The 22277-nt window shown below is 37.6% G+C and carries 26 protein-coding genes and 1 riboswitch; of the genes, 22 read left to right on the top strand and 4 right to left on the bottom strand.

The genetic code is table 11. The features are described from left to right. Nucleotides 1–2: 2 nt before the first annotated feature. The gene (locus RDV78_00640; GenBank protein ID MDS1029007.1) at nucleotides 3–941 is read right to left on the bottom strand and encodes an RluA family pseudouridine synthase; all 939 of its coding nucleotides are present in this window, start codon (nucleotides 939–941) and stop codon (nucleotides 3–5) included. Between the two features lie 41 nt (nucleotides 942–982). On the opposite strand from RDV78_00640, the gene RDV78_00635 reads away from it, so the two are divergent. The 6 genes from RDV78_00635 (at nucleotide 983) to RDV78_00610 (ending at nucleotide 6512) form a co-directional block, all read left to right on the top strand. Next, nucleotides 983–1519, top strand: coding sequence for an amidase domain-containing protein (locus RDV78_00635; GenBank protein ID MDS1029006.1), 537 nt, complete (start codon nucleotides 983–985; stop codon nucleotides 1517–1519). A gap of 147 nt (nucleotides 1520–1666) precedes the next feature. Further along, on the top strand, nucleotides 1667–1792 hold the full coding sequence (locus RDV78_00630; protein ID MDS1029005.1) for a hypothetical protein: 126 nt from the start codon (nucleotides 1667–1669) through the stop codon (nucleotides 1790–1792). A 147-nt stretch (nucleotides 1793–1939) separates the two neighbouring features. Then, nucleotides 1940–2806 (top strand): DMT family transporter, encoded by an 867-nt coding sequence (locus RDV78_00625; protein MDS1029004.1) that lies wholly within the window; start codon nucleotides 1940–1942, stop codon nucleotides 2804–2806. A 53-nt stretch (nucleotides 2807–2859) separates the two neighbouring features. Next, on the top strand, nucleotides 2860–3591 hold the full coding sequence (locus tag RDV78_00620) for an NAD-dependent protein deacylase (protein ID MDS1029003.1): 732 nt from the start codon (nucleotides 2860–2862) through the stop codon (nucleotides 3589–3591). Between the two features lie 108 nt (nucleotides 3592–3699). Next, a complete protein-coding gene (locus RDV78_00615) occupies nucleotides 3700–4656 on the top strand; it encodes a hypothetical protein (protein MDS1029002.1) in 957 nt (318 codons plus the stop codon). Between the two features lie 161 nt (nucleotides 4657–4817). Then, on the top strand, nucleotides 4818–6512 hold the full coding sequence (locus RDV78_00610) for a glutamine--tRNA ligase/YqeY domain fusion protein (GenBank protein MDS1029001.1): 1695 nt from the start codon (nucleotides 4818–4820) through the stop codon (nucleotides 6510–6512). A gap of 48 nt (nucleotides 6513–6560) precedes the next feature. On the opposite strand, the gene RDV78_00605 is transcribed toward RDV78_00610, so the two are convergent. The 3 genes from RDV78_00605 to RDV78_00595 are packed head-to-tail and all read right to left on the bottom strand — an operon-like array spanning nucleotide 6561 to nucleotide 9058. After that, nucleotides 6561–7397 carry a MetQ/NlpA family ABC transporter substrate-binding protein gene (locus RDV78_00605; protein ID MDS1029000.1) on the bottom strand — a complete coding sequence of 279 codons (837 nt, stop codon included), beginning with the start codon at nucleotides 7395–7397 and terminating at the stop codon, nucleotides 6561–6563. A gap of 13 nt (nucleotides 7398–7410) precedes the next feature. After that, nucleotides 7411–8049: a methionine ABC transporter permease gene (locus RDV78_00600; protein ID MDS1028999.1), complete on the bottom strand. Its 639-nt coding sequence runs from the start codon at nucleotides 8047–8049 to the stop codon at nucleotides 7411–7413. Next, nucleotides 8042–9058 (bottom strand): methionine ABC transporter ATP-binding protein, encoded by a 1017-nt coding sequence (locus RDV78_00595; GenBank protein ID MDS1028998.1) that lies wholly within the window; start codon nucleotides 9056–9058, stop codon nucleotides 8042–8044. The genes RDV78_00600 and RDV78_00595 overlap by 8 nt, the downstream gene beginning before the upstream one ends. 68 nt (nucleotides 9059–9126) lie before the next feature. Continuing rightward, nucleotides 9127–9242: riboswitch (SAM riboswitch) on the bottom strand. A gap of 159 nt (nucleotides 9243–9401) precedes the next feature. On the opposite strand from RDV78_00595, the gene RDV78_00590 reads away from it, so the two are divergent. The 16 genes from RDV78_00590 to hypA all read left to right on the top strand — a co-directional run bounded on the left by RDV78_00590 (nucleotide 9402) and on the right by hypA (nucleotide 22247). After that, nucleotides 9402–9698 (top strand): YerC/YecD family TrpR-related protein, encoded by a 297-nt coding sequence (locus tag RDV78_00590; protein ID MDS1028997.1) that lies wholly within the window; start codon nucleotides 9402–9404, stop codon nucleotides 9696–9698. 158 nt (nucleotides 9699–9856) lie between these two features. Continuing rightward, nucleotides 9857–11026 (top strand): ATP phosphoribosyltransferase regulatory subunit, encoded by a 1170-nt coding sequence (hisZ, locus tag RDV78_00585; GenBank protein ID MDS1028996.1) that lies wholly within the window; start codon nucleotides 9857–9859, stop codon nucleotides 11024–11026. After that, on the top strand, nucleotides 11023–11694 hold the full coding sequence (gene hisG / locus RDV78_00580; GenBank protein ID MDS1028995.1) for an ATP phosphoribosyltransferase: 672 nt from the start codon (nucleotides 11023–11025) through the stop codon (nucleotides 11692–11694). The genes hisZ and hisG overlap by 4 nt, the downstream gene beginning before the upstream one ends. 17 nt (nucleotides 11695–11711) lie before the next feature. Continuing rightward, nucleotides 11712–12995 (top strand): histidinol dehydrogenase, encoded by a 1284-nt coding sequence (hisD, locus tag RDV78_00575; GenBank protein ID MDS1028994.1) that lies wholly within the window; start codon nucleotides 11712–11714, stop codon nucleotides 12993–12995. An 8-nt stretch (nucleotides 12996–13003) separates the two neighbouring features. Beyond that, nucleotides 13004–13591 (top strand): imidazoleglycerol-phosphate dehydratase HisB, encoded by a 588-nt coding sequence (gene hisB / locus RDV78_00570; GenBank protein MDS1028993.1) that lies wholly within the window; start codon nucleotides 13004–13006, stop codon nucleotides 13589–13591. 27 nt (nucleotides 13592–13618) lie between these two features. Next, on the top strand, nucleotides 13619–14230 hold the full coding sequence (hisH, locus tag RDV78_00565; protein MDS1028992.1) for an imidazole glycerol phosphate synthase subunit HisH: 612 nt from the start codon (nucleotides 13619–13621) through the stop codon (nucleotides 14228–14230). Continuing rightward, nucleotides 14224–14964, top strand: a complete 741-nt coding sequence (hisA, locus tag RDV78_00560; GenBank protein MDS1028991.1) for a 1-(5-phosphoribosyl)-5-[(5-phosphoribosylamino)methylideneamino]imidazole-4-carboxamide isomerase — start codon at nucleotides 14224–14226, stop codon at nucleotides 14962–14964. The genes hisH and hisA overlap by 7 nt, the downstream gene beginning before the upstream one ends. Further along, nucleotides 14958–15716, top strand: a complete 759-nt coding sequence (gene hisF / locus RDV78_00555) for an imidazole glycerol phosphate synthase subunit HisF (protein MDS1028990.1) — start codon at nucleotides 14958–14960, stop codon at nucleotides 15714–15716. The genes hisA and hisF overlap by 7 nt, the downstream gene beginning before the upstream one ends. Further along, a complete protein-coding gene (hisIE, locus tag RDV78_00550; GenBank protein MDS1028989.1) occupies nucleotides 15713–16372 on the top strand; it encodes a bifunctional phosphoribosyl-AMP cyclohydrolase/phosphoribosyl-ATP diphosphatase HisIE in 660 nt (219 codons plus the stop codon). Before hisF ends, hisIE begins: the two co-directional genes overlap by 4 nt. 443 nt (nucleotides 16373–16815) lie before the next feature. Then, complete coding sequence (locus tag RDV78_00545; protein MDS1028988.1) at nucleotides 16816–18684, top strand: proton-conducting transporter membrane subunit; 1869 nt, start codon at nucleotides 16816–16818, stop codon at nucleotides 18682–18684. Next, on the top strand, nucleotides 18681–19538 hold the full coding sequence (locus RDV78_00540; protein ID MDS1028987.1) for a complex I subunit 1 family protein: 858 nt from the start codon (nucleotides 18681–18683) through the stop codon (nucleotides 19536–19538). Before RDV78_00545 ends, RDV78_00540 begins: the two co-directional genes overlap by 4 nt. A gap of 54 nt (nucleotides 19539–19592) precedes the next feature. Further along, nucleotides 19593–20054, top strand: a complete 462-nt coding sequence (locus tag RDV78_00535; GenBank protein MDS1028986.1) for an NADH-quinone oxidoreductase subunit B family protein — start codon at nucleotides 19593–19595, stop codon at nucleotides 20052–20054. Beyond that, nucleotides 20051–20416: an NADH-quinone oxidoreductase subunit C gene (locus RDV78_00530; protein MDS1028985.1), complete on the top strand. Its 366-nt coding sequence runs from the start codon at nucleotides 20051–20053 to the stop codon at nucleotides 20414–20416. Before RDV78_00535 ends, RDV78_00530 begins: the two co-directional genes overlap by 4 nt. A gap of 4 nt (nucleotides 20417–20420) precedes the next feature. Next, the gene (locus tag RDV78_00525; GenBank protein ID MDS1028984.1) at nucleotides 20421–21500 is read left to right on the top strand and encodes a nickel-dependent hydrogenase large subunit; all 1080 of its coding nucleotides are present in this window, start codon (nucleotides 20421–20423) and stop codon (nucleotides 21498–21500) included. A gap of 5 nt (nucleotides 21501–21505) precedes the next feature. Continuing rightward, nucleotides 21506–21901, top strand: coding sequence for a 4Fe-4S binding protein (locus tag RDV78_00520; protein MDS1028983.1), 396 nt, complete (start codon nucleotides 21506–21508; stop codon nucleotides 21899–21901). Beyond that, complete coding sequence (hypA, locus tag RDV78_00515) at nucleotides 21894–22247, top strand: hydrogenase maturation nickel metallochaperone HypA (GenBank protein ID MDS1028982.1); 354 nt, start codon at nucleotides 21894–21896, stop codon at nucleotides 22245–22247. The genes RDV78_00520 and hypA overlap by 8 nt, the downstream gene beginning before the upstream one ends. Nucleotides 22248–22277: the final 30 nt, after the last annotated feature.

The following is a 22277-nucleotide window of genomic DNA, read 5'->3' as shown; positions in this document are numbered from 1 at the left end:
ATTTAGCCAAGCAAATTAATGGCCTTTATCATATCTGTAGGCAAAGGAATGCTAAAATTTAATTTCTGCTTAAAGCGTGGATGTAGAAAAGATAGTTTATCTGCATGGAGTGCTTGCCTGCCTATTAAAGTGGAGGAGCCTCCGTACAAGGTATCCCCGCATAAGGGGTGGCCCAAGTAACTTAAATGTACCCTTATTTGATGGGTGCGGCCAGTTTCCAATTGTAAAGCAAGTAGAGTGTATCCTTTAAATTGCTGTAAAACACGATAGTGAGTAACAGCAGTCTGTCCCCGGTCTGAATTGCTATCTAGAAGCACTGTCCTTTCAATAGAACTGCCTTCCTTTCGTCCAATAGGGAAATTAATTGTCCCAGCTTCAGTTTTAATGTTACCTTCAACCAAGGCAACATATGCTCTTAAAACCTGTTTTTGGGAAAGTTGTTTAGCTAGCCCCTGATGGGCAAATTGATTTTGTCCAATTAAAATTAGTCCTGAAGTATCTTTATCTAAACGGCTAATGGGACGAAAAAGCAGATGCTTGTTTTGTTGCTGCCAGTAGTAAGCAACAGCATTAGCCAAGGTGGCAGATTGATGCCGGCGAGATGGATGAACGGGCATTCCCGCCGGTTTATTAATAACTAGAAAGTCATCGTCTGAATAGACAATATCTAAGGGTATGTTTTCCGCAGAAATTTGATTTTCTTCAATTAAGTTTAAATCTATCTGGACTATTTCTCCAGGCTTAACTAAATAATTAGTAAAAACCTGGTTACCGTTAACAGTTATTTTTTGCTGTTGTTTTAATTTTACAAGTAAAGAATGGGAAATTTGCAAGCGCTTTAGAATAATTTCTGCAATAGTCAAATCTTTGTCTTCAGCTTTAACCACATAACTAATTCCAGGTATCATCAATTTTACCTCGCCGTCAAATTCTTTAACCAAGCTTTTCCTCTAGCATAAAATAGATGGGAGAGGTGATTAGAGTGAAATCTTATATTTTTGGGCCTTTTACCAATAGTTACAACCGTCAAAAAGCTGTAGAATACGCACTTACCTATGCTTTATCTCCTAACCCCCAATATCAGTATATTTCTGTAGACTGTTCTAATTTTATATCTCAATGTTTAAGAGCAGGCAGTGCACCTATGGTTTATGGAACCTCCCGCCCCTGGTGGTATAACAATATGGGCACAGCCAATACAGATGACGATCGTTGGTCTGTATCCTGGGCTGTAGCTCATTCTTTGTACTGGTGTCTTAAGGTTCGCGGAAAAACAAATTTTTGGGGTTTACGAGGCATCGAAGTCTCAAATTTAGCAGAATTAGAGTTAGGAGATATTATTCAGTATGAAGGTGAAGACGGAGTAATCTACCATTCTGCCATTGTAACTGATTTTACAACGGAAAATGGAAGCAAAGTTCCTCTGATAACTCAACATACTTACGATGCAGCCAATATTTCTTATTATAAACCTGCAGCCAAAAAAATGCACTTTATGAAAATTGTTGTTGCTGTATAGTAATTATTTGAATTGTAAACTACAAATATTGTAAACTAAAATAGTTGTCAATAGGAGTATTATATAAAATACAAGCAAAAAGTAGTATTTTTTTATTACTTTCTTTACATTCCGACAATATTATCCAAAGGAGAAATACATTTAATTGTGGAAAATTTCTCTGCTTCCTCTCAGGAACAAACAGCTTCCATGACTGAAGTAGCTAACGCCAGCAAGGGTTTATCCGATTTAGCTAAGGATTTACAGGGAGCAATTAGTAAATTCAATCTTTAAAAAATCCTTAATTATATTTGTACAATCAAATTAGTCTTACTAATAAGTAAGGCCAATTTTTTTTATTATTTTATAATAAATGGAAAAAATGTGATAAGATAGAGCAGTAATATGCTAATTAAAGTTCTCATAAGGAGTGTTAGATTTATGCATCACGAAAGAAAAGGAGCATTGCTGGTTATTGCTTCGGCTATATTTATTGGAACGGAAGCTATTTTTACGAAGCTGTGCTATGCTAGCGGTCTTAATCTCTGGACCATGCTTACCATCCGTTATCTAATATCTTCAGTTATTCTTGTTGCTATTGCTTCGACTCTTGGACATACTTTAAAACTCAAAAATATATCTTGGCCTAACTTAAGTATAGTTCTTACAGCCTATCTAGTTACAGTAGCCCTCTTATCTAAGGCGTATTATTATTTGCCTGCTTCTTTGGCAATTATGTTTTTTTTCGCCTATCCAACTATTACAGCAATAATGGTTTATTTTATTAATGGAGAAATAATTAGCAAGGTAAAATTAATTGCCTTAATAATGTCTACCTTTGGACTTATATTATTACTTTGGAGTTCCTGGACAAATATTAAAGTAATTGGGATTTACTTGGCCTTGGGTGCTGCTTTGTGCAATACTTTTTACCTAATTTTTTCAAATCGAGTCCTTAAAGAAATTTCTGAATCTAGTTTAACGGCTTGGCTTTACATAGTAGGTACATTTGTTTTTAGTATCGTTGGCTTAAGCTCTGGAGAAATAACATTATCTTTTGCCTGGCAAGGGTGGGTTTATGTAGCATGTTTAAGTATAATTTCCTCTGTCTTGGCTACTTTAGCTTTTTTCTCCGGATTAAAGCTTATTGGACCATCTTTAGCAGCAATTATTAGTGCTACGGAACCGCCTGTTACTGCTTTTTTGGCTTTTTTGGTTTTTGGAGAGGTGTTAACTGGTATTCAGCTTTTTGGTGCATTATTAATCATTTTCGCAGTTATCTTACCTCAAATCCGTGGAAGAAAGTGAAAAATTTAGCTAAATAGTTTAAACTATATATAGAAATAAAATATTTTAGGGTGATGATTGTGAGTATTGAAAAACTAAAATCTATAATCCAAAATAGTTCTAATATTGTTTTTTTTGGTGGTGCCGGAGTTTCAACAGAAAGCAATATCCCGGATTTTAGATCTGAAAAGGGCATTTATAAGATTAAAAGTAAATATGCTCATTCTCCGGAAGTAATGTTAAGTCATAGCTTTTTTGTCCAGCATACAGAAGAGTTTTACGATTTTTATCGCAACATGATGATTTTTAAAGATGCCAAACCAAATGCCGCTCATTTTGCTTTGGCTGAACTTGAGCAAAGAGGACAACTGAAAGCCGTAATTACCCAAAATATTGATGGGTTACATCAGCTTGCTGGGTCTCGGCAGGTTTTAGAACTTCATGGCTCTGTACATCGAAACTATTGTACAAAATGCAACAAATTTTTTCCTTTAGACTATATTCTAGCAAGCTCTTCCATACCCAAATGTGACGTATGCGGGGCTATTGTTAAACCAGACGTTGTTTTATATGAAGAAGCCTTAGATAATAAGGTTCTAGAAGAAGCAGTAAAGTATATTTCCCAGGCAGACGTTCTAATTGTAGGGGGCACTTCTTTAGTAGTTTATCCTGCTGCAGGTTTAGTCCGGTATTATGGAGGCAAGAAATTGGTTTTAATTAATAAATCAGCTACTTCCTACGATGATGCTGCTAATTTGGTAATTAATGATATCATTGGAAAAGTTTTAGGTAAAGTAGTAAGATAATTGATTGCTCCTTTTAGTTTGGCGGTATGTCAGATTGCATCTAGCTTTCATATTATATATCGAACTGCTAGCCAAATTACGTGAAAACTAAAAGGAGGGTTTTTGATTATGGATGAAGAGTATAAAGAAGAACAAAGAATAGAACAACAAGAACAAAGAATAGAACAACAAGAACAAAGAATAGAACAACAAGAACAAAGAATAGAACAACAAGAACAAAGAATAGAGCAACAAGAACAAAGAATAGAACAACAAGAACAAAGAATAGAGCAACAAGAACAAAGAATAGAACAACAAGAACAAAGAATAGAACAACAAGAACAAAGTACAACACCTATAAGACCTGGCGTTTGTCCACCAAGAGGCTGTCCACCCCCTACTCGAATTGAATGTGTTTCTGTTGATAAGGTTTATGATAGTTGTTTTCAGGTCCACAGTGTAACTCGTACTGTATCTATACCTTTATGTGGTGCTTCACCTTCCCCGATAATGCCACCTTTTGACAGTCTGACAGATACTGCTTCAGAAGAGGCCGAGGTTCCGAGAGCAAGACCTGATGGCCAAAACATAACTTCTACTGCTGGAGCTAATGCTGCTGTACGCTCTATGAGTGGTCCTTTTACAATTGGAACTGTAATTCCTTGTAGTTTAAGACAGCCCATAACTTGCCAGGAAATCGCCAGAAGGGCAGTTGGAGGAGGATTTTTCTCGATTACTCTCCTTATAACTCTACCAATGACTTTAAGTAGTCCTTTTACCAATAATCCAGCTGAGGTTTTCAATCAAACATTTACTTTTACCAAAACAGTCACTTTATGCTGCCCGCCTGGTGTAAATCCTGACTGCTCCGAAAGCACTATAACCACATGTAATTGTATAGTTACAGATATCCGTGATGCTTCTGCCAAAGAAATGGAAGTAACTTGTGAAGTAGAAGTTTGCTTGGTTGTTAAATGCATCCAAAGGGTTGAATTATTAGTACCAAGCTATGGTTTCTGTGTTCCGGCTCCATGTGTCACATTACCTGGCGCTTGCCCGCCTACAGCGCCGCCTCAGTGCTTTTAAAAAAATAAATTTTTAGGGAAGCAGCCTAAAGGCTGCTTCTCTTAATAATTATTTTTCAAAAATTCATGTAAAATTCTAATTTTTGTTTATAATAGAAGAAGTATACTAAAAAACTACAGGAGAAATGAAAAGTTAATATTAAGGGGGAAAAAGGTTAAATTATGGAGATACCAAGTTCTGAGGAAAATAAAAATATTAATTTTATTCAAAATGCAATTAACGAAGATCTAAAAATGCAAAAGTACGGTAATAGAGTACATACGCGTTTTCCACCCGAACCTAATGGTTACCTTCATATTGGACATGCTAAATCAATTTGTCTCAATTTTGGATTGGCTGCCCAGAATAAAGGGCTGTGCAACTTGCGCTTTGATGATACTAATCCAACTAAAGAAGATGTGGAGTATGTTGATTCTATCATTGAGGATGTAAAGTGGTTGGGTTTTGACTGGGATGACCGTTTATTTTATGCCTCTGATTATTTTGATCAGCTCTATGAATATGCAGTACAGCTGATTCAATTAGGCAAAGCTTACGTTTGCGATCTCTCCGCTCAAGAAATTAAAGAATATCGAGGGACCTTAACTGAGGCGGGAAAAGAATCCCCATACCGTAATCGTTCTGTAGAAGAAAATTTAGATTTATTTGAAAGAATGAAGGCAGGAGAGTTTGAAGATGGCTCCCGAGTATTGAGAGCTAAAATTGATATGGCATCTCCAAATTTGAATATGCGGGATCCAGTGCTTTACCGCATTCAAAAAGCAACTCATCATCGGACGGGAAACAAGTGGTCGATTTATCCAATGTACGATTTTGCCCATCCTTTATCCGATTCTCTGGAAGGGATAACCCATTCCATCTGTACTTTAGAATTTGAAGACCATCGTCCTTTATATAATTGGGTCTTAGAAACTTTAGATGTAGAATGCAAATCAAGGCAGATTGAATTCGCTCGTTTAAATCTCACCTATACAGTAATGAGTAAAAGAAAGTTGCGTACTTTAGTTGAAAACAACTATGTTCGTGGCTGGGATGATCCTCGTATGCCAACTATTTCGGGCCTAAGAAGAAGAGGATATACTCCTGAGTCTATTCGGGATTTTTGTGAACGAATTGGCGTGGCTAAGGGTAACAGCATTGTTGATATAGCTCTATTAGAGCATTGTATTCGAGAAGATTTAAACTACCGTGCCCCAAGGGCAATGGCAGTGCTGCGCCCCTTAAAATTAATTATTGATAATTATCCAGAGGGGCAGGTTGAATGGTTGGAAGCTGATATAAATCCAGAAAACACTGCCCTAGGTAAAAGAAAAATTCCATTTTCGAAAGTTTTATATATAGAGCAGGACGATTTCCGGGAAAATCCACCCAAAAACTTTTACCGTTTGGCTCCTGGCCGCGAAGTACGTCTGCAACACGCTTATTACGTTAAATGTGTTGATGTAGTTAAAAACGAAAAAACAGGGGAAGTTATTGAACTTCACTGTACTTATGATCCAGAAACTAGGGGTGGCTGGTCTGCCGATGGAAGAAAAGTTAAGGGCACTTCCCATTGGGTATCTGCTAGTCATGCAGTACAAGCTGAAGTACGTTTGTATGATAATTTATTTGTAAAAGAAAATCCAGATGATGTAGAAGAAGGAAATGATTTTACAAGTAATATTAACCCAGATTCTTTAATTGTGCTAAATTCCTGCTTAGTTGAACCTAGCTTAAGTGAAGCCAAACCAGGCTCTAGATTTCAATTTTTACGGCAAGGATATTTTTCTGTTGATCCAGATTCATCCCCTCAGAAAATGATTTTTAATCGAATTGTATCATTAAAAGACTCTTGGGCTAAAGCACAAAAAAAATAAAATTACAAAATAAAAAAGCCTGTGAGCTTAGGCCCACAGGCTGTAGTTTTATTCCACTGGAAGTACAGAACCTTGATATTTTTCCTCAATGAATTTTTTCATTTCAGGTGATTTTAGAACTTCATCTAGTGCTTTAATTTCTGGGCGGTTTTCGTCACCTTTGCGAACAACAACGATATTAGCATAAGTTTTGGCAGCTAAAGACGTTTGACCTTCGGTAACAATGGCATCTTTTGAAGGGTTCAACTTAGCATCAATAGCGTAGTTGCCGTTAATTACAGCGGCCGTAACATCAGGCAGTGTTCTGGAGATTTGGGCTGCTTCCAGTTCAACAATTTCTACTTTAACCTTATATTCTGCAATATCTTTTTTAGTCGCCTTCAAGTTATTTGGATCTTTTAATTTAAGGATGCCGTTATCCTGTAGCAGCAGTAATGCTCTGGCTTCATTAGTTACATCATTAGGAACGGCGATTTTATCTCCAGCTTTTAATTCAGTAAGTGCTTTAATTTTCTTAGAATAAAGACCCATTGGTTCATAATGAATAGCGGCTGTAGAAACTAGATCTGTATTATTTTGCTTATTAAAATCTTCTAAGTACGGAAGGTGTTGAAAGTAGTTGGCATCAAGGCTTTTTTCAGCCAAAGCAGTATTAGGAGTAACGTAATCAGTAAATACTTTAATGTCTAGTTCAATATTTTTCTTAGCTAGCATTTCTTTCGCTTTTTCCAATATTTCTGCGTGAGGTACGGGCGTTGCTCCAATTACTAATTTGCCAGTGCTTTTGGTTTGCCCTTCACCGGCATTTTCCTTTTGAGCGCCACAGCCGGCTAGTAAACCGATGGTGAGGCCTAAAACAAGTACAATTGCTAAAGCTTTTTTCATAAAAATTCCTCCTTTAATGTATTGTTTTTTTATTTAATTTTTTGGCTATATACTCGCCCAGCATTTGCATAGCTTGAACGATAATTATGAGCAGGATAATAGTGATAATCATTATACCTGTTTCGTATCGGTAGTAACCATAGCGCATAGCCAAATCTCCCAAACCTTCAGCACCTACAACTCCTGCCATAGCGGAATAACCAACTAAAGTAACGGCAGTAATTGTTGCACCTAAAATTAAGGATGAGAGGGATTCAGGAATTAAGACCTTGTAGATAATTTGCCAGGGAGTTGCGCCCATTGCTAAAGCTGCTTCAATGATTCCCCATTCGATTTCTTTTAAAGATGTTTCTACCATTCTCCCTACGAAAGGGATAGCGGCTACCACCAGTGGGACAATGGCAGCATTAGTTCCGATAGATGTACCTACGATCATGCGAGTAAAAGGTATAATTGCTACCAGCAAAATAATAAAAGGAAAGGAACGCCCAATATTGGTAATAGTGCCTAGTACCTGGTTAATCAGCTTATTTTGTAGGATATGACCGGGAGAGGTTACAACTAAAGTTATTCCCAGAGGAATCCCAAAAATGTAGGCAAAAAAAACGGACAAAATGACCATTTGCAAGGTCTGCAGGGTTGCCTCATACATTTTGCAGCACCTCAACTTTCAAATTGTTTTTTTGTAAATAGGAGATAGACTCACTGACATCGCTGCTTTTTCCAATCAGTTCAAAAATTAATGTACCGAAAATGGTGTCTTTAACATGATCTATATTGCCGTACAATATATTAGCTTGTACATTATAATGCTGTACTAAGTGAGAAATCATGGGCTGGGCTGCTGATTCGCCAATAAAAGAAACTCTCACAAGTTTATTGCCATTTTGCTGCTTACATAAAATTTCAGGCAAATCAGTGTTAATAACGCTTTTCATAAATTTTCGGGCTGTATCTGTTTGAGGGTTAGTAAAAATATCTAAGACAGGGCCCGATTCTACTATTTTACTCTGTTCGATTACAGCCACTGAATCGCAAACTGATTTAATGACAGACATTTCGTGGGTAATGATTACAATTGTCAAATTAAACTGGCGGTTAATATCCCGTAAAAGTTCCAGGATAGATTGTGTTGTTTGGGGATCAAGGGCAGAAGTTGCCTCATCGCAAAGTAAAACTTTAGGGTTATTGGCTAAAGCTCTGGCGATTCCTACCCGTTGTTTTTGGCCTCCGCTTAATTGTGCAGGATAAAAATCAGCTTTATCTGCAAGGCCAACTAAATCCAGTAATTCTGTTACTCTAACCCTTATTTTAGCTTTATCTTTTTCTCCGGCAATTTCCAAGGGGAAAGCTATATTGCCGGATACAGTGCGAGACCAAAGGAGGTTAAAATGTTGAAAAATCATTCCAATATTGCGCCGGGCTAAACGTAGTTTATGGGCTGATAATTTAGTTAAGTCTTGTCCATTAACTATGACCTGGCCTTTGGTAGGTTTCTCTAACATATTAATACACCTAATTAAAGTACTTTTTCCAGCACCGCTTAAGCCGATTATGCCATATATTTCGCCAGGCTTAATCTGCAAATCGATGCCATCTAAGGCAATAACCTGATTTTTTCCTGAACCATAGACCTTTTGCAAACCAGAAATTTTTATCATTTTGATTTCCTCTTCCTAAACTAAAATAAACCTTTCCTACACAAGCAGAAAGGCTTACATTGCTGTAACTCTCATCTGCCAGAAGCAAGTCTGCAGGATTTGGCACCGGGTTAGGATTGAAATGCAAATCTAACTGGTTGCCGAGTTGCATCGGGCCAGTCCCTTAACCTACTCTTGATAAGAGTAAATAATATTTAACTGCAATTAATCATATCATATGGAAAAAAAGCAGTCAATTATTACCTATGTTTAGTTCAAAGAATTTTAAACAAAAAGGAATTAAAATAGTATTGTAGAAAATACTTTCTATTAGAAAGTTAGGAGCAGGGTAGGGGGAACTGAAATGGCTTTTAATCACAAAGTGCAAGATGAAACTGTCGATAGCTTATTTGATGCTATTTTGTGCCTTCAGAATAGAGAAGAATGCTATCGCTTTTTTTCAGATATATGTACTGTAGCTGAAATTAAGGCAATAGCTCAACGGTTGGAGGTAGCAAAGATGCTGCAGGAAGATTGTACCTATACAACCATTGGAGAAAAAACGGGAGCCAGCACTGCAACTATCAGCAGAGTAAAGAGAGAATTAAATTATGGTGCCGATGGCTATAAGCTGGTACTGGAAAGATTGAAGCGAAGTTAGGTGCGCAACTATTGTCTTAAGCAATTTGCTCGTATATTTAGCAAGTTGCTTTTTAATTGAAAAATTTTAAGTTTAGTTATTGACAGAAGTAATAGATGATGGTAATATCACTTTAATACATTACCACTTTAACATACTAAAGCGTTAGAGGTGCCAAAATGGATAATTTTAAGCCTTTTTTGAAAATACCGACAGGTGTCAAAGATACTCTTCCGAAGGAAGCTTGGCAGAAAAGGTTACTAGAAAATAATTTAGCTGATTTGTTTCACCAATGGGGTTACCAGGAAGTAGCTACGCCTACCTTTGAGTTTTATGAATTATTAAAAGAAGCAGGTAATCCTGTGGAACAATTGTTTAATTTTATTGATCGAGAGGGTCATATTTTAGCCCTGCGTCCTGATCTGACTACTCCAATAGCCAGGTTAGTTGCAACTTATCTACGCAATTCTTTGTTGCCTTTGCGCCTTTTTTACACCGGCAGCACTTATCGCTACGAAAGCATTCAAACTGGCCGCTTAAGGGAATTTAGTCAGGCTGGAGTGGAGTTAATCGGAAGTCAGGGAGTAGGTGCTGACGCAGAAGTAATTGCTTTAGCCATTGAAGCTTTGCTGGCTTGTAAATTACAATTTAAAATTGGCATAGGGCAAGTGCTGGTTACAAAGGGCCTAATTGCTCAAGTAGTCCAAGATCCTAGTATTTTTAATCAAGTTAAACAGGCTATTATAGCTAAGGATTTTGTTGAATTAGAGAATATTTTAGATCAACATGGCTGTTCTAGGGAAGAAAGTTTTAAGCTTTTGGAATTAGCCTCTTTACATGGAGGGAAGGAAGTTTTGACCAAGGCACTGACCTTAAGTGAAGATCTTGATGTAATTGGAGCTTTAAAATCTTTAGAAGAAGTATATCAGATTTTAGAAAAAATCGGGTTGGCTTCCTATGTATTTTTTGATTTTAGCATTTTACGGGATTTTGAATATTATACGGGTATTGTTTTTGAAGGTTATGCCTCCGGCTTAGGCTACCCCGTTTGCGGCGGGGGACGGTATGATGGTTTACTTAGTAAATTTGGTTTAAATTATCCAGCAACAGGTTTTGCCTTAGGTTTAGAAAGGGTCATGTTGACTCAAAGCAGCGGAATTGATTCACCTCAAATTGATTTTCTGCTTACGGGTAGTGATTATGGTACTTTGCTGCATAAAGCTAAAGAATTACGCTCTCAGGGCTATAGTGTAGAAGTAGATTTACAGCAGCTAGATCAAGTCCAATTAGAAAAATATGCGAGAGAGAAGGAAATTAAGCAAATCTTAGAGTTGAACGGAGAAGAATAATAATGGATTATATAACAATTGCTTTGCCAAAAGGCAAACTAGGAGTAACCAGCATTGAATTGTTGGCTAAAATTGGGCTTCCTACTGAGGGTTTGGAGACAGATTCCCGTTGCTTACTTTTCGATTATCCAGCAGCCCGGGTAAGGTATATTATTTGCCGACCTACAGACATCCCTACTTACGTTGAGTATGGAGCTGCAGACCTAGGCATAGTAGGCAAAGATACCATTGTGGAAGCTAAAGTCGATATCTTTGAATTAGTAGATTTAAAATTTGGTAAATGCAAATTTGTTGTAGCTATGCCGGAGAAAATTATAGCCTCCTATCAGGAAAACGGCAAATTTCAAATAAATAAATTAAATCATAGCAGGGTAGCTACTAAATTTCCCAACGTGGCAGCTAGTTTTTTTGCTAAACAAGGAATGCAGATGGAAATTATTAAGCTCCACGGCAATATTGAATTAGCTCCTCGGGTTGGCTTGGCGGAAATGATTGTGGATATTGTTTCCACAGGGACAACTTTACGGGAAAATGGCTTGAAAAGCGTTGCTGAAATTTTTGAAGCTACTTCAAGACTAATAGCTAATCGGGTAAGCTATCGCATTAAAAATCAGCGTTTAATGGAAATAGCAGCTAAATTCCGTGAAGCCTGCAGCCAAAAACAATAGTAAAGGAGATAAAAGTGATGATTAAAATATACCAAAGCACAGAAGAGGGAGCTTCCGTATTTTTAAGAGAAGGCCACAGTTTAAATCAAGAAATAGTAAACAATGTGCAAAAGATTGTAGAAGATATACGTGTTAATGGAGAAGAAGCAGTATTTGCTTATACAAAACGTTTTGATCAAGCTGAATTAACCAAGGCTACTTGGCAAGTATCTAAAGCAGAGATTGAAGAAGCCTATAATAGTGTCGATCAGGAATTTTTAGATGCCTTAAGCCAAGCTAAAGAAAATATTATGGGTTACCACAGGAAACAGCTGCAGAATTCCTGGTGGAATGTTGACGAACAAGGAAATATAACAGGATTAATTTATCGTCCTTTAGACAGAGTAGGTCTTTACGTTCCGGGAGGGACAGCAGCTTATCCTTCTTCCGTGTTAATGACTGCTCTACCGGCAATTGTTGCAGGTGTGGAAGAAATTATTATGGTATCACCTCCTGGAAAAGATGGTAAAATGAATCCATATACTTTAGTAGCAGCCCAAGAATGCGGCGTTACAGCTATTTATAAAATGGGTGGTGCCCAAGCCGTTGCAGCCTTAGCCTATGGAACAGAAAGTCTTGCACCAGTCCGCAAAATTGTTGGGCCTGGAAATATTTATGTTACTGTAGCTAAAAAACTAGTCTATGGTCAGGTAGATATCGATATGTTAGCCGGGCCAAGTGAAATTTTAATTGTGGCCGATGAAACTGCTAATCCGCGCTTTGTGGCTATTGATCTTCTTTCCCAAGCTGAGCACGATACTTTAGCTAAGGCAGTTTTAATTACTCCTAGCAAAAAGTTAGCTGAAGAAGTACAGCAAGAAGTCGAAAATTGGTTAGGTAAGTTGAGCAGAGTAGCAATTGCCCGCCAGTCTATAGATAACGGCAGCGGTATTGTAATTACTCGTGATATTGAAGAGGCTATAGATTTAGCTAATGATTTTGCTCCTGAACACTTGGAACTGGCTGTTGATAATCCAATGGAGCTCCTTGGAAAAATTAAAAACGCAGGAGCAATCTTCCTAGGCCACTTTACTCCAGAACCATTAGGTGATTACTATGCCGGCCCTAACCACGTTTTACCTACGGGAGGTACAGGTAAATTTTATTCCTTATTAAATGTAGACATGTATCTTAAAAAATCTAGTGTTCTTTCCTACAGCCAATCTGGCTTAAATGCCGCTGCTAAAGATGTGATTAAATTGGCTACAGTTGAGGGACTAGATGCTCACGCAAATGCCATTAGAGTTAGAGTACAAGGGTAGGTGTATTAATGGCTAGAATTGGGCAAATAGCCAGAAAAACTGGAGAGACGGAAATACAGATTAAAATTAACTTAGATGGCAGTGGAGAATTTTTAGGCACTTCAGGTATCCCGTTTTTTGACCATATGCTTAAGTTATGGGCAAAACATGGTTCTTTTGATGTGGAGTTACAAGCCCAAGGGGATTTAGATGTGGATGGACATCACACTGTTGAGGATATTGGCATTGTCCTAGGGCAAGCTTTCCAACAAGCTCTAGGTACAAAAGAAAATATTTATCGTTATGGGCAAATGATTTTGCCGATGGATGAAACTTTAATTCTGGCAGCTGTAGATATTAGCGGCCGTCCATACCTAAATTTTGATATAGATATTCCTCTTTTTAAGTTAGGTCAATTTGATACGGAATTAGTGGAGGAATTTATGAGGGCTTTTTGCCTAAATAGTGGTTTAACATTGCATCTAAAAAAATTCTACGGTCAAAATACTCACCATCTGATTGAAGCTATTTTTAAAGCTTTAGCAAGGGCTTTACGGCAAGCAGTCGGTGTAGACCCAAAGGGGAAAGGTATTCCCTCTACCAAGGGGCTTTTATAGAAATTCGTATCATAAAGGATGGTTAGAATGATTGCAATAATTGACTATGGTATGGGTAATCTGAGAAGTGTACAAAAAGGCCTGGAAAGCGTAGGGTGTGAAGCTTATATTACCAATAATCCAGCTGAAATTTTACAGGCCAAAGGAGTTGTGCTGCCGGGGGTTGGTGCCTTCGCTGATGCCATGAAAAGCCTCAAAGGACATAATCTGCTAGAGGTAATTACGGAAGTTGTTGAGTCTAAAAAGCCATTGTTGGGGATTTGTTTAGGAATGCAGCTTTTGTTCGAATATAGTGAAGAAAATGGATGCTATAAGGGTTTGGGAATTTTTAAAGGAGGAGTTAAAAAACTACCTGCCGGTTTAAAAGTGCCTCATATGGGCTGGAATCAACTTGCAATTGAACAAGAAACCCCCATTTTAGAGGGAATCAAATCCGGATCCTCCTACTACTTTGTACATTCTTATCATGTAATACCTGCCGAGCCCGATGTAATTTTAGCAACTACGGACTATGGACAGGACGTTGTAGCTATAGTAGGCAGAGAAAATGTTTTTGGCATTCAGTTTCATCCTGAAAAAAGTAGTACTAATGGCTTGAAAATTTTGAAAAATTATGGAGAGTTGGTGCAGCAATGTTAATCTTACCGGCCATAGATTTAAAAGATGGGAAATGTGTCCGCCTATATCAAGGACAAATGAATCAAGCCACTGTTTTTTCCGAGAAGCCAGCTGCAGTTGCTCAGAAATGGGAAAGTATGGGGGCAAAATTTCTTCATTTAGTGGACCTAGATGGTGCTTTCGCCGGTAAACCCCAGAATTTAGCTGTTGTAAAAGAAATAATTCGTACTATTAACATTCCTGTGGAGCTAGGCGGTGGTATTCGGGATTTAAATACCATTAAAAGTTTACTTGAGGAAGGTGTGAATAGAGTTATTTTAGGCACCTCTGCTGTAACAAATCCTCAGCTGGTAGAGGAAGCCTGTGCTTTATATGATGAAAGAATTGTTTTAGGGCTTGATGCCAAAAATGGCCTAGTATCTACTAACGGTTGGGAAAAGGAAAGTACTAAAACTTATCTTGAACTTGCTGCTGATATGAAGAAATTGGGGATAAAAAGAGTTATTTTTACGGACACCCTTTTAGATGGAACCTTACAGGGACCAAATTTAGCTAGCACCCAAGAATTAGCAGCAAAAACAGGGTTGCGTGTAATTGCTTCCGGGGGTTTTTCTTCTCTGGCCGATTTAGAAGCCCTGAAAAAAATAGAGGGTTTCGGTATTGAAGGAGCTATTCTTGGCAAGGCACTTTACGCAGGTAGTATTACATTGCCGGAGGCTTTGGCTATATTTGAGGAAGGTGAGCATAAGTGCTAGCCAAAAGAATTATTCCCTGTTTAGATGTGCATCGAGGCAGAGTTGTGAAGGGTGTTAACTTTGTAGACATTAAAGATGCAGGAGACCCTGTAGCTTTAGCTGCTGCCTATGATCGGGCAGGAGCTGATGAACTAGTCTTTCTCGATATAACTGCTTCTGTAGAAGCAAGAGACATTATGCTAGATGTAGTGCGCCGTACGGCGGAACAGGTATTTATTCCTTTTACCGTAGGCGGTGGCTTAAGAACTCTTGAGGATATTCGGACAATGCTAGCGGCCGGGGCTGATAAAGTATCTTTTTGTACTCCTGCAGTAGAACGCCCTCAGCTAGTAGAAGAGGCAGCTAAAAAATTTGGTACCCAGTGTATCGTTGTGGCCATTGATGCTAGACGGAAAGATAAGGGCTCATGGGAAGCATTCGTTCATGGAGGGAGAACCCATACGGGATTGGATGTCCTAGCTTGGGCAAAGGAAGTAGAGAACAGGGGAGCAGGAGAAATTCTCTTAACTAGTATGGACCGAGACGGCACTAAAGACGGTTACGATCTGGAATTAACTAAAGCCGTAAGTGAGACCGTCAATATTCCTGTGATTGCTTCCGGCGGGGTTGGACGCTTGGAACATTTGTTGGACGGTTTAACTACAGGTCAAGCTGACGCAGTTTTGGCTGCGTCCATTTTCCACTATGGAGAGTATACAATTGCCGAAGCTAAGGAGTATTTAGCGGAGAACGGAGTGACAGTTAGAAAATGAGTGAAGGGACAATTAATTTAAAACAGATTAAATATAATTCGGAGGGCTTAATACCGGCAATAATCCAAGAAGCAAAAAGCGGCAAAGTATTGATGCTAGCCTATATGAACGAAGAGTCTCTGCAAAAGTCTCTAGCTGCAGGTGAAACCTGGTTCTATAGCCGCAGCAGGCAAGAACTGTGGCATAAAGGGGCGACTTCTGGCCATGTGCAAAAAATAAAAGAAATGTATTTTGATTGCGATGCTGACACTTTACTAATTAAAGTCGAACAGACTGGGGCCTCCTGTCATGAAGGGTATCATTCCTGTTTCCACAATAAATTGGAACTAGACGGCAAGAGTAAAGTTCAGGAAGTCCAGCAATCTGGAGGCTTAAAACTCGGGGGCGTTTTACAAGAAATTCACGAAGTAATTCTAGACCGGCAGGAAAAACGGCCAGAAAAATCCTATACAACATATTTATTTGAAAAAGGGATAGACAAAATACTAAAAAAAGTCGGGGAAGAAACGGCTGAAGTAATTATAGCTGCTAAAAATAATAGTGAAAGCGAAGTTGCATACGAAGTTTCGGACTTGTTATATCACTTATTGGTTTTATTAGTACAACAATGCGTAAGTTTAGAAAAAATTGCAGAGGAATTGCAGGGCAGGAGATAAAGTAAAATCGTAAATTTTCTATGCTATTTTAGCTAGATTATTTACGATTTTTTTATGCTTACATTTTAAAATTTGTTTCAATTATTGTTTAGTTATAAGATAATATTACTGCATTTGTTTTTGACATCCGTTGCATCAAGTATTGAATCAAGTATTGAATTAAGTATTGAATCAAAATATAATAAAGATAATAGGATTAGTGACAATTTTAAATTTTTAATATATTTTGATGAAAATAGTCTAAACAGAAAGAGCAAGATAGTCCTAGAAATAATTTAATTATTCAATTGTTGTGCAAAATTAAATAAATTTCAATTTTTCAGAATAATATAAAACAATAAACGACAGGAAATTACATTTTCCTAGTTTACTAATAATGTTAATGTAAAAGCAGACATATAACATAATGGGTACCCAAAGAAAGGAAAGTGAAGGCAGTGAACATGATTTTGTTTTTAGTTTTATTTCCACTGGCGACAGCATTTATCCTTTGCATTTTGCCCAACAACTTACGGAACTTTTTAACGAAAGTGGCATCACTTGCTCTGGTTGCTGTCTCAATTTATTTTTTGGCGCTATATTTTAGTAGCCCACCTGTTTATTTTAATTTTTCTTCAGAACTTATTAATTATGGAATGCTTTTAATTGAAGTAGCTTTAGCTTTGTATGTTTTCATTGCAGGCATCAAACACAAAAAATATTTAGCTTCTTTGTTGATGGTTTTGCAGGCAGGATTGATGGTTTACTTTGACCTAACTTACGGACATCACTTGGAAGTAGAAAATGCTTTATTCTTTGACCAATTAACAACAATCATGATAGCAATTATCGGTGTAGTAGGCAGCTTGATTTGTTATTATGCTGCAGGCTATATGGATGAGTACCATCACGAACATCCGGAAGTTAAGGACAGAAAAAAATTGTTTTTCTTTATACTTTTTGCCTTTCTTTCAGCTATGTTCGGCATCGTATTATCTAACAACTTACTTTGGTTATATTTCTTCTGGGAAATTACAACCATTTGTTCCTTCGTTTTAATTGGCTATTCCCAAACTGAAGAGGCAATTAACAATTCTTTCCGAGCTTTAATAATGAATTTACTTGGTGGACTAGCTTTTGCCTCAGCTATCGTTTACCTGTATTTGAATTCAGGAATCATTGAACTAGATAAATTAATTTCTCTCAGCCCAGAATATGCTTTAATTCCTGCAGTACTCATAAGTTTTGCGGGCTTAACTAAATCGGCCCAATTGCCATTTTCCTCATGGCTGCTGGGAGCTATGGTGGCACCAACACCGGTATCAGCTTTACTACACTCCAGCACTATGGTAAAAGCAGGCGTATATATAATTATTAAATTAGCTCCTATTTTACAGGGAACAGTTGTTGGACTAATCGTAGCTTTGGTTGGAGCAGTAACTTTCTTGCTAACTTCTTGTATCGCAATTTCTCAAAGCACTGCAAAAAGAGTTTTAGCTTATTCTACTATCTCCAATTTAGGCTTAATTGTAACTTGCGCTGCTATTGGAACAAACGAAACAGTTTGGGCAGCTGTCTTCTTAGTTGTTTTCCATGCTATTGCTAAAGCATTACTGTTCCTCTGCTGCGGAACTGTTGACCAAAAAATTGACAGCAGGGATATTGAGGGTATGGATGGTTTAATTGTTAGCATGCCAAAGATAGCAGTATTAATGATGATTGGTATTGCCGGTATGTTCCTGGCCCCCTTTGGAATGCTGGTTAGTAAATGGGCCGCTATGGAAGCTTTAGTCAAGATTCAACCAATTTTCGCCCTTTTCTTAGCATTTGGTAGCGCAACAACTTTGTTCTTCTGGATTAAATGGATGGGAAAACTTATTGCAGTAACGGAAGCACCGAAGAAGGTCGTAAATCATATAGAAGGTGCCCAATGGATGCCGCTGCTTGTATTAGGTTTAATGACAATTGCAATTTGTTTCTTGTTTCCAGTAATGTCCAGCTCCATGGTTGAACCATACGTAGCTCTGGTTTATGGAAGCAGCATAACACTAACAAAAACTACTGTTGCCATTATCAGCGTTATGATGGGTTTGGTCGTTTTATTGCCATTAAAAATGCTTTCATATGGCAAAAGCTTCCGCAAGGTAGATACTTATCTTGGCGGTGCCAATGTACCCGATAAGACTCAGTTTAACGGTGTCATGGGAACTAAGACTTATGAAATTAGAAACTACTATTTAGAACAGTATTTTGGAGAAGGTAAGCTTTATAAATTTGGAGTTATTATCTCTTCGCTATTAATTATCGTAATGTTTGGGGTGGAGGTTCTATGAAAACATTAGTTATTGTTGCGCTGTATGTTGTACTAGCACCTATTCTAGGTGGTATCTTAGCGGGTATTGACCGTAAAATCTCTGCCAGAATGCAGGGCAGATTTGGGCCTCCTATTATGCAACCTTTTTACGATGTTTTTAAATTATTAGAAAAAGAGAGCATTGCAGTTAATAGATTTCAAAATTTCTATATCTTTTGTTTTTTGATCTTTGCTATTGTAACTGGGGCTTTGTTTTTTGCAGGTTTTGATATTTTGCTAGTTATCTTTGCTTTAACTCTGGCAGGAACATTCTTTATACTTGCTGCCTATTCGGCAAATTCTCCGTACAGCCACTTAGGTGCTGATAGAGAGCTTTTACAAATGATGTCCTATGAGCCTATGGTTATTATTACGGCAATAGGTATGTATATGGTTACGAAGAGTTTTAATGTAGCTGATATGGCTGCATATAGTCAGCCTTTAGCCTACTATATTCCGGGAATCTTTATTGGTTTCTTATATATCTTAACAATTAAATTTAGGAAATCACCTTTTGATTTATCTAGCTCTCACCATGCTCACCAGGAGTTAGTTAGGGGAATTAGTACTGAACTATCAGGCAGGGAGTTAGCGATGATTGAAGTCGCTCACTGGTATGAAAATATTTTCCTGCTGGGTTTTGTCTATCTCTTCTTCGCATTTAACCCGATCCTTGCTGTAGTTTTAGCTTTAGCAACTTATTTCTTAGAAATTCTTATTGACAACACTTGTGCCAGACTCAAATGGCAGCAAATGTTAAACTACTCTTGGATTGTTGCCGTAACCTTGGGGATGATTAATTTGGCAGTCCTTTACATTATGGAAATAGTTTAAAAATTATTATGATAGATTTTGCAATGAATTGATTATATTAAGTGAGGTGTGCATATGGCTTATCTAAAAAAATCTCCATGGTTAATCCATTACGATGCATCTAGTTGTAACGGATGTGATATTGAAGTATTGGCTTGCCTTACTCCTATTTACGATGCAGAGAGGTTTGGAATTATCAACACGGGTAATCCAAAACATGCTGATATATTTGTAGTGACAGGATCAGTTAACGAACAAAATAAAACAGTTGTTGAGAACATATATAATCAAATGCCCGAGCCAAAAGTTGTTATTGCTATTGGGGCTTGTGCAACATCCGGTGGTATTTTTCACGAGTGCTACAATGTCATGGGAGGCGTTGATAAGGTAATACCAGTAGATGTTTATGTACCAGGCTGCGCTGCTAGACCGGAAGCAATTATTGATGGTATTGTCCAAGGCTTAGGAGTTTTAGAAGAGAAAAATGCAGCTTTGGCTAAAAAGAAACGTTTAACAAAAGGCGGGGAAACGGCATGACCCAAGAACAAAAAATAGTTAAAATAAAAGTAGATGAAATAAAAGAACGGGTGCAAGCTTTATCTAAAGAAGGATATAAATTTGTGCAAATGAATTGTTCTCTATTTAATGATGAATTTGAGATTAATTATTCCTTCGAAGATGAGCAATTAAATTTCATCAATTTAAGATTAAACATTAGTCAAGATGTAGAAATACCTAGCATTAGCGATATCTTTTGGGCAGCTTTCTTATACGAAAATGAAATGCATGATTTGTTTGGAGTAAAAGTTAAAGATATTAGCTTAGATTTTAAGGGCGAATTATATAAGACAGCTATTAAAACACCATTTAATGTAACAGATTGTAAAAAGGAGGAGTAGGGAAATGCCTAATCGTACAATTATCCCCTTTGGACCACAACATCCAGTACTTCCTGAACCTATTCATTTGGACTTGGTTTTAGAAGATGAGAAGGTTGTAGAAGCACTACCCTCCATTGGATTTGTGCATCGCGGATTGGAAAAATTAGTGGAAAAAAGAGATTTCTTAGAGTATGTTTTCGTAGCTGAAAGAATCTGTGGTATTTGCAGCTTTATACACGGCATGGCTTACAGCCAAACTGTGGAAGAAATTATGAATATTGAAATTCCAGAAAGAGCATCATATTTACGCACAATTTGGGGTGAATATTCCAGAATTCACAGTCATTTACTTTGGCTGGGCTTAATGGCAGATGCCTTTGGGTTTGAAAGTTTATTTATGCACAGCTGGAGGATCCGGGAAACCATACTTGATATGATTGAAGAAACTACTGGTGGAAGAGTTATATTTGGCACTTGCAAAGTAGGAGGTGTCCGCAAGGATATTAGCAATGACACTTTGCAAGGCATGGTGCGGAAAACTCTTGAACTTGAAAAAGAGATTCGGGAAATAACAGAGATTTTCATTAAAGACTTTACTGTTCAAAAAAGGTTGGTTGGAGCTGGAGTCCTGACAAAAGAAGAAGCTTATACTTTAGGAACCGTTGGGCCAACCCTAAGAGGCAGCGGGGTTGCGCAGGATGCTCGAACTCTGGGTTACGCGGCTTTTAAAGATTTAGACTTTGAACCAATTGTGGAAAAAGACGGGGATAGCTATGCTAGATGTGTAGTAAGAATTCGGGAAATATTTCAATCTATAGATTTAATTAAACAGGCTGCAGCTAAAATACCTGATGGCCCCATTGATGTAAAAGTTAAAGGAAACCCTGAAGGAGAATTCTTTACGAGGATTGAGCAGCCGAGGGGTGAAGCTATCTACTATATTAAAGGTAGTAACAGCAAATATTTAGATCGTGTAAGAGTGAGAACACCAACCTTTGCGAACATTCCTGCTATGGTTAAAACATTACAGGGATGCGATCTGGCGGATGTACCAGTTTTACTGTTAACGATTGACCCATGTATAAGTTGTACAGAGAGGTGATTTAAGTGTCAGTGTTACATTTTTCGAAAACAGTGCTGAAAAGTTTGTTTGGTAAGCCTGCAACTTTGATGTATCCTGTGCAAGTTAGGGAATACTCAGATAATACTAGAGGCCAAATTCATTTTAATGGAGATGATTGTATTCTTTGCGGCCTGTGTCAGAAAAAATGCCCTGCAGGTGCAATTAAGGTTAGTAGAGACGAGCAAAAATGGGAAATTAATCGCTTTAGATGCATTGCCTGTAACTACTGCAGCGAAGTGTGCCCCAAAAAATGTTTAGAAATGGTTAACAAATATGTGACACCAAGAATTGCACCAGATAGTGTAGAAACATTTACCAGCCCGTATGTTCCTCCAAGCAAGAAGCCAGCAGCTGAAAAGGGAAAAACAATTAGTGCATGAATATCCGATAACAGAACAAATTGTCAGAATTGCCGAGGAATCTGCTAGGAATAATAATGCTGAAAAAGTTGTTGCAATAAATTTAGTTGTTGGTGAACTTTCAGGTTTTATAGGTGATTCAATTCAAATGTATTTTGATATAATATCTAAAGGAACAATAGTTGAGGGAGCTCAGTTAAATATTCGCTACATTAAGCCTAAGTTAAAGTGTGAAAAATGTGATATTTACTTTACTAGGCCGAAATTCTCTTTTGCTTGCCCTCAGTGCGGTGCCAACGGTGTTCCTACAGAGATAGGCAAGGAATTTTTTGTAGAAGATATTGAAATTGCGTTGCCCTCAACATAAAACTTCGAAAGTACAAACTATACAAGGAGT

It is taken from the genome of Bacillota bacterium LX-D, from assembly GCA_031628995.1.
Taxonomy (GTDB): Bacteria; Bacillota; DUOV01; order DUOV01; family Zhaonellaceae; genus JAVLUO01.
The sequence above is the reverse complement of the archived record's forward strand: the minus strand, read 5'-3'. Positions and strand labels throughout refer to the sequence as shown.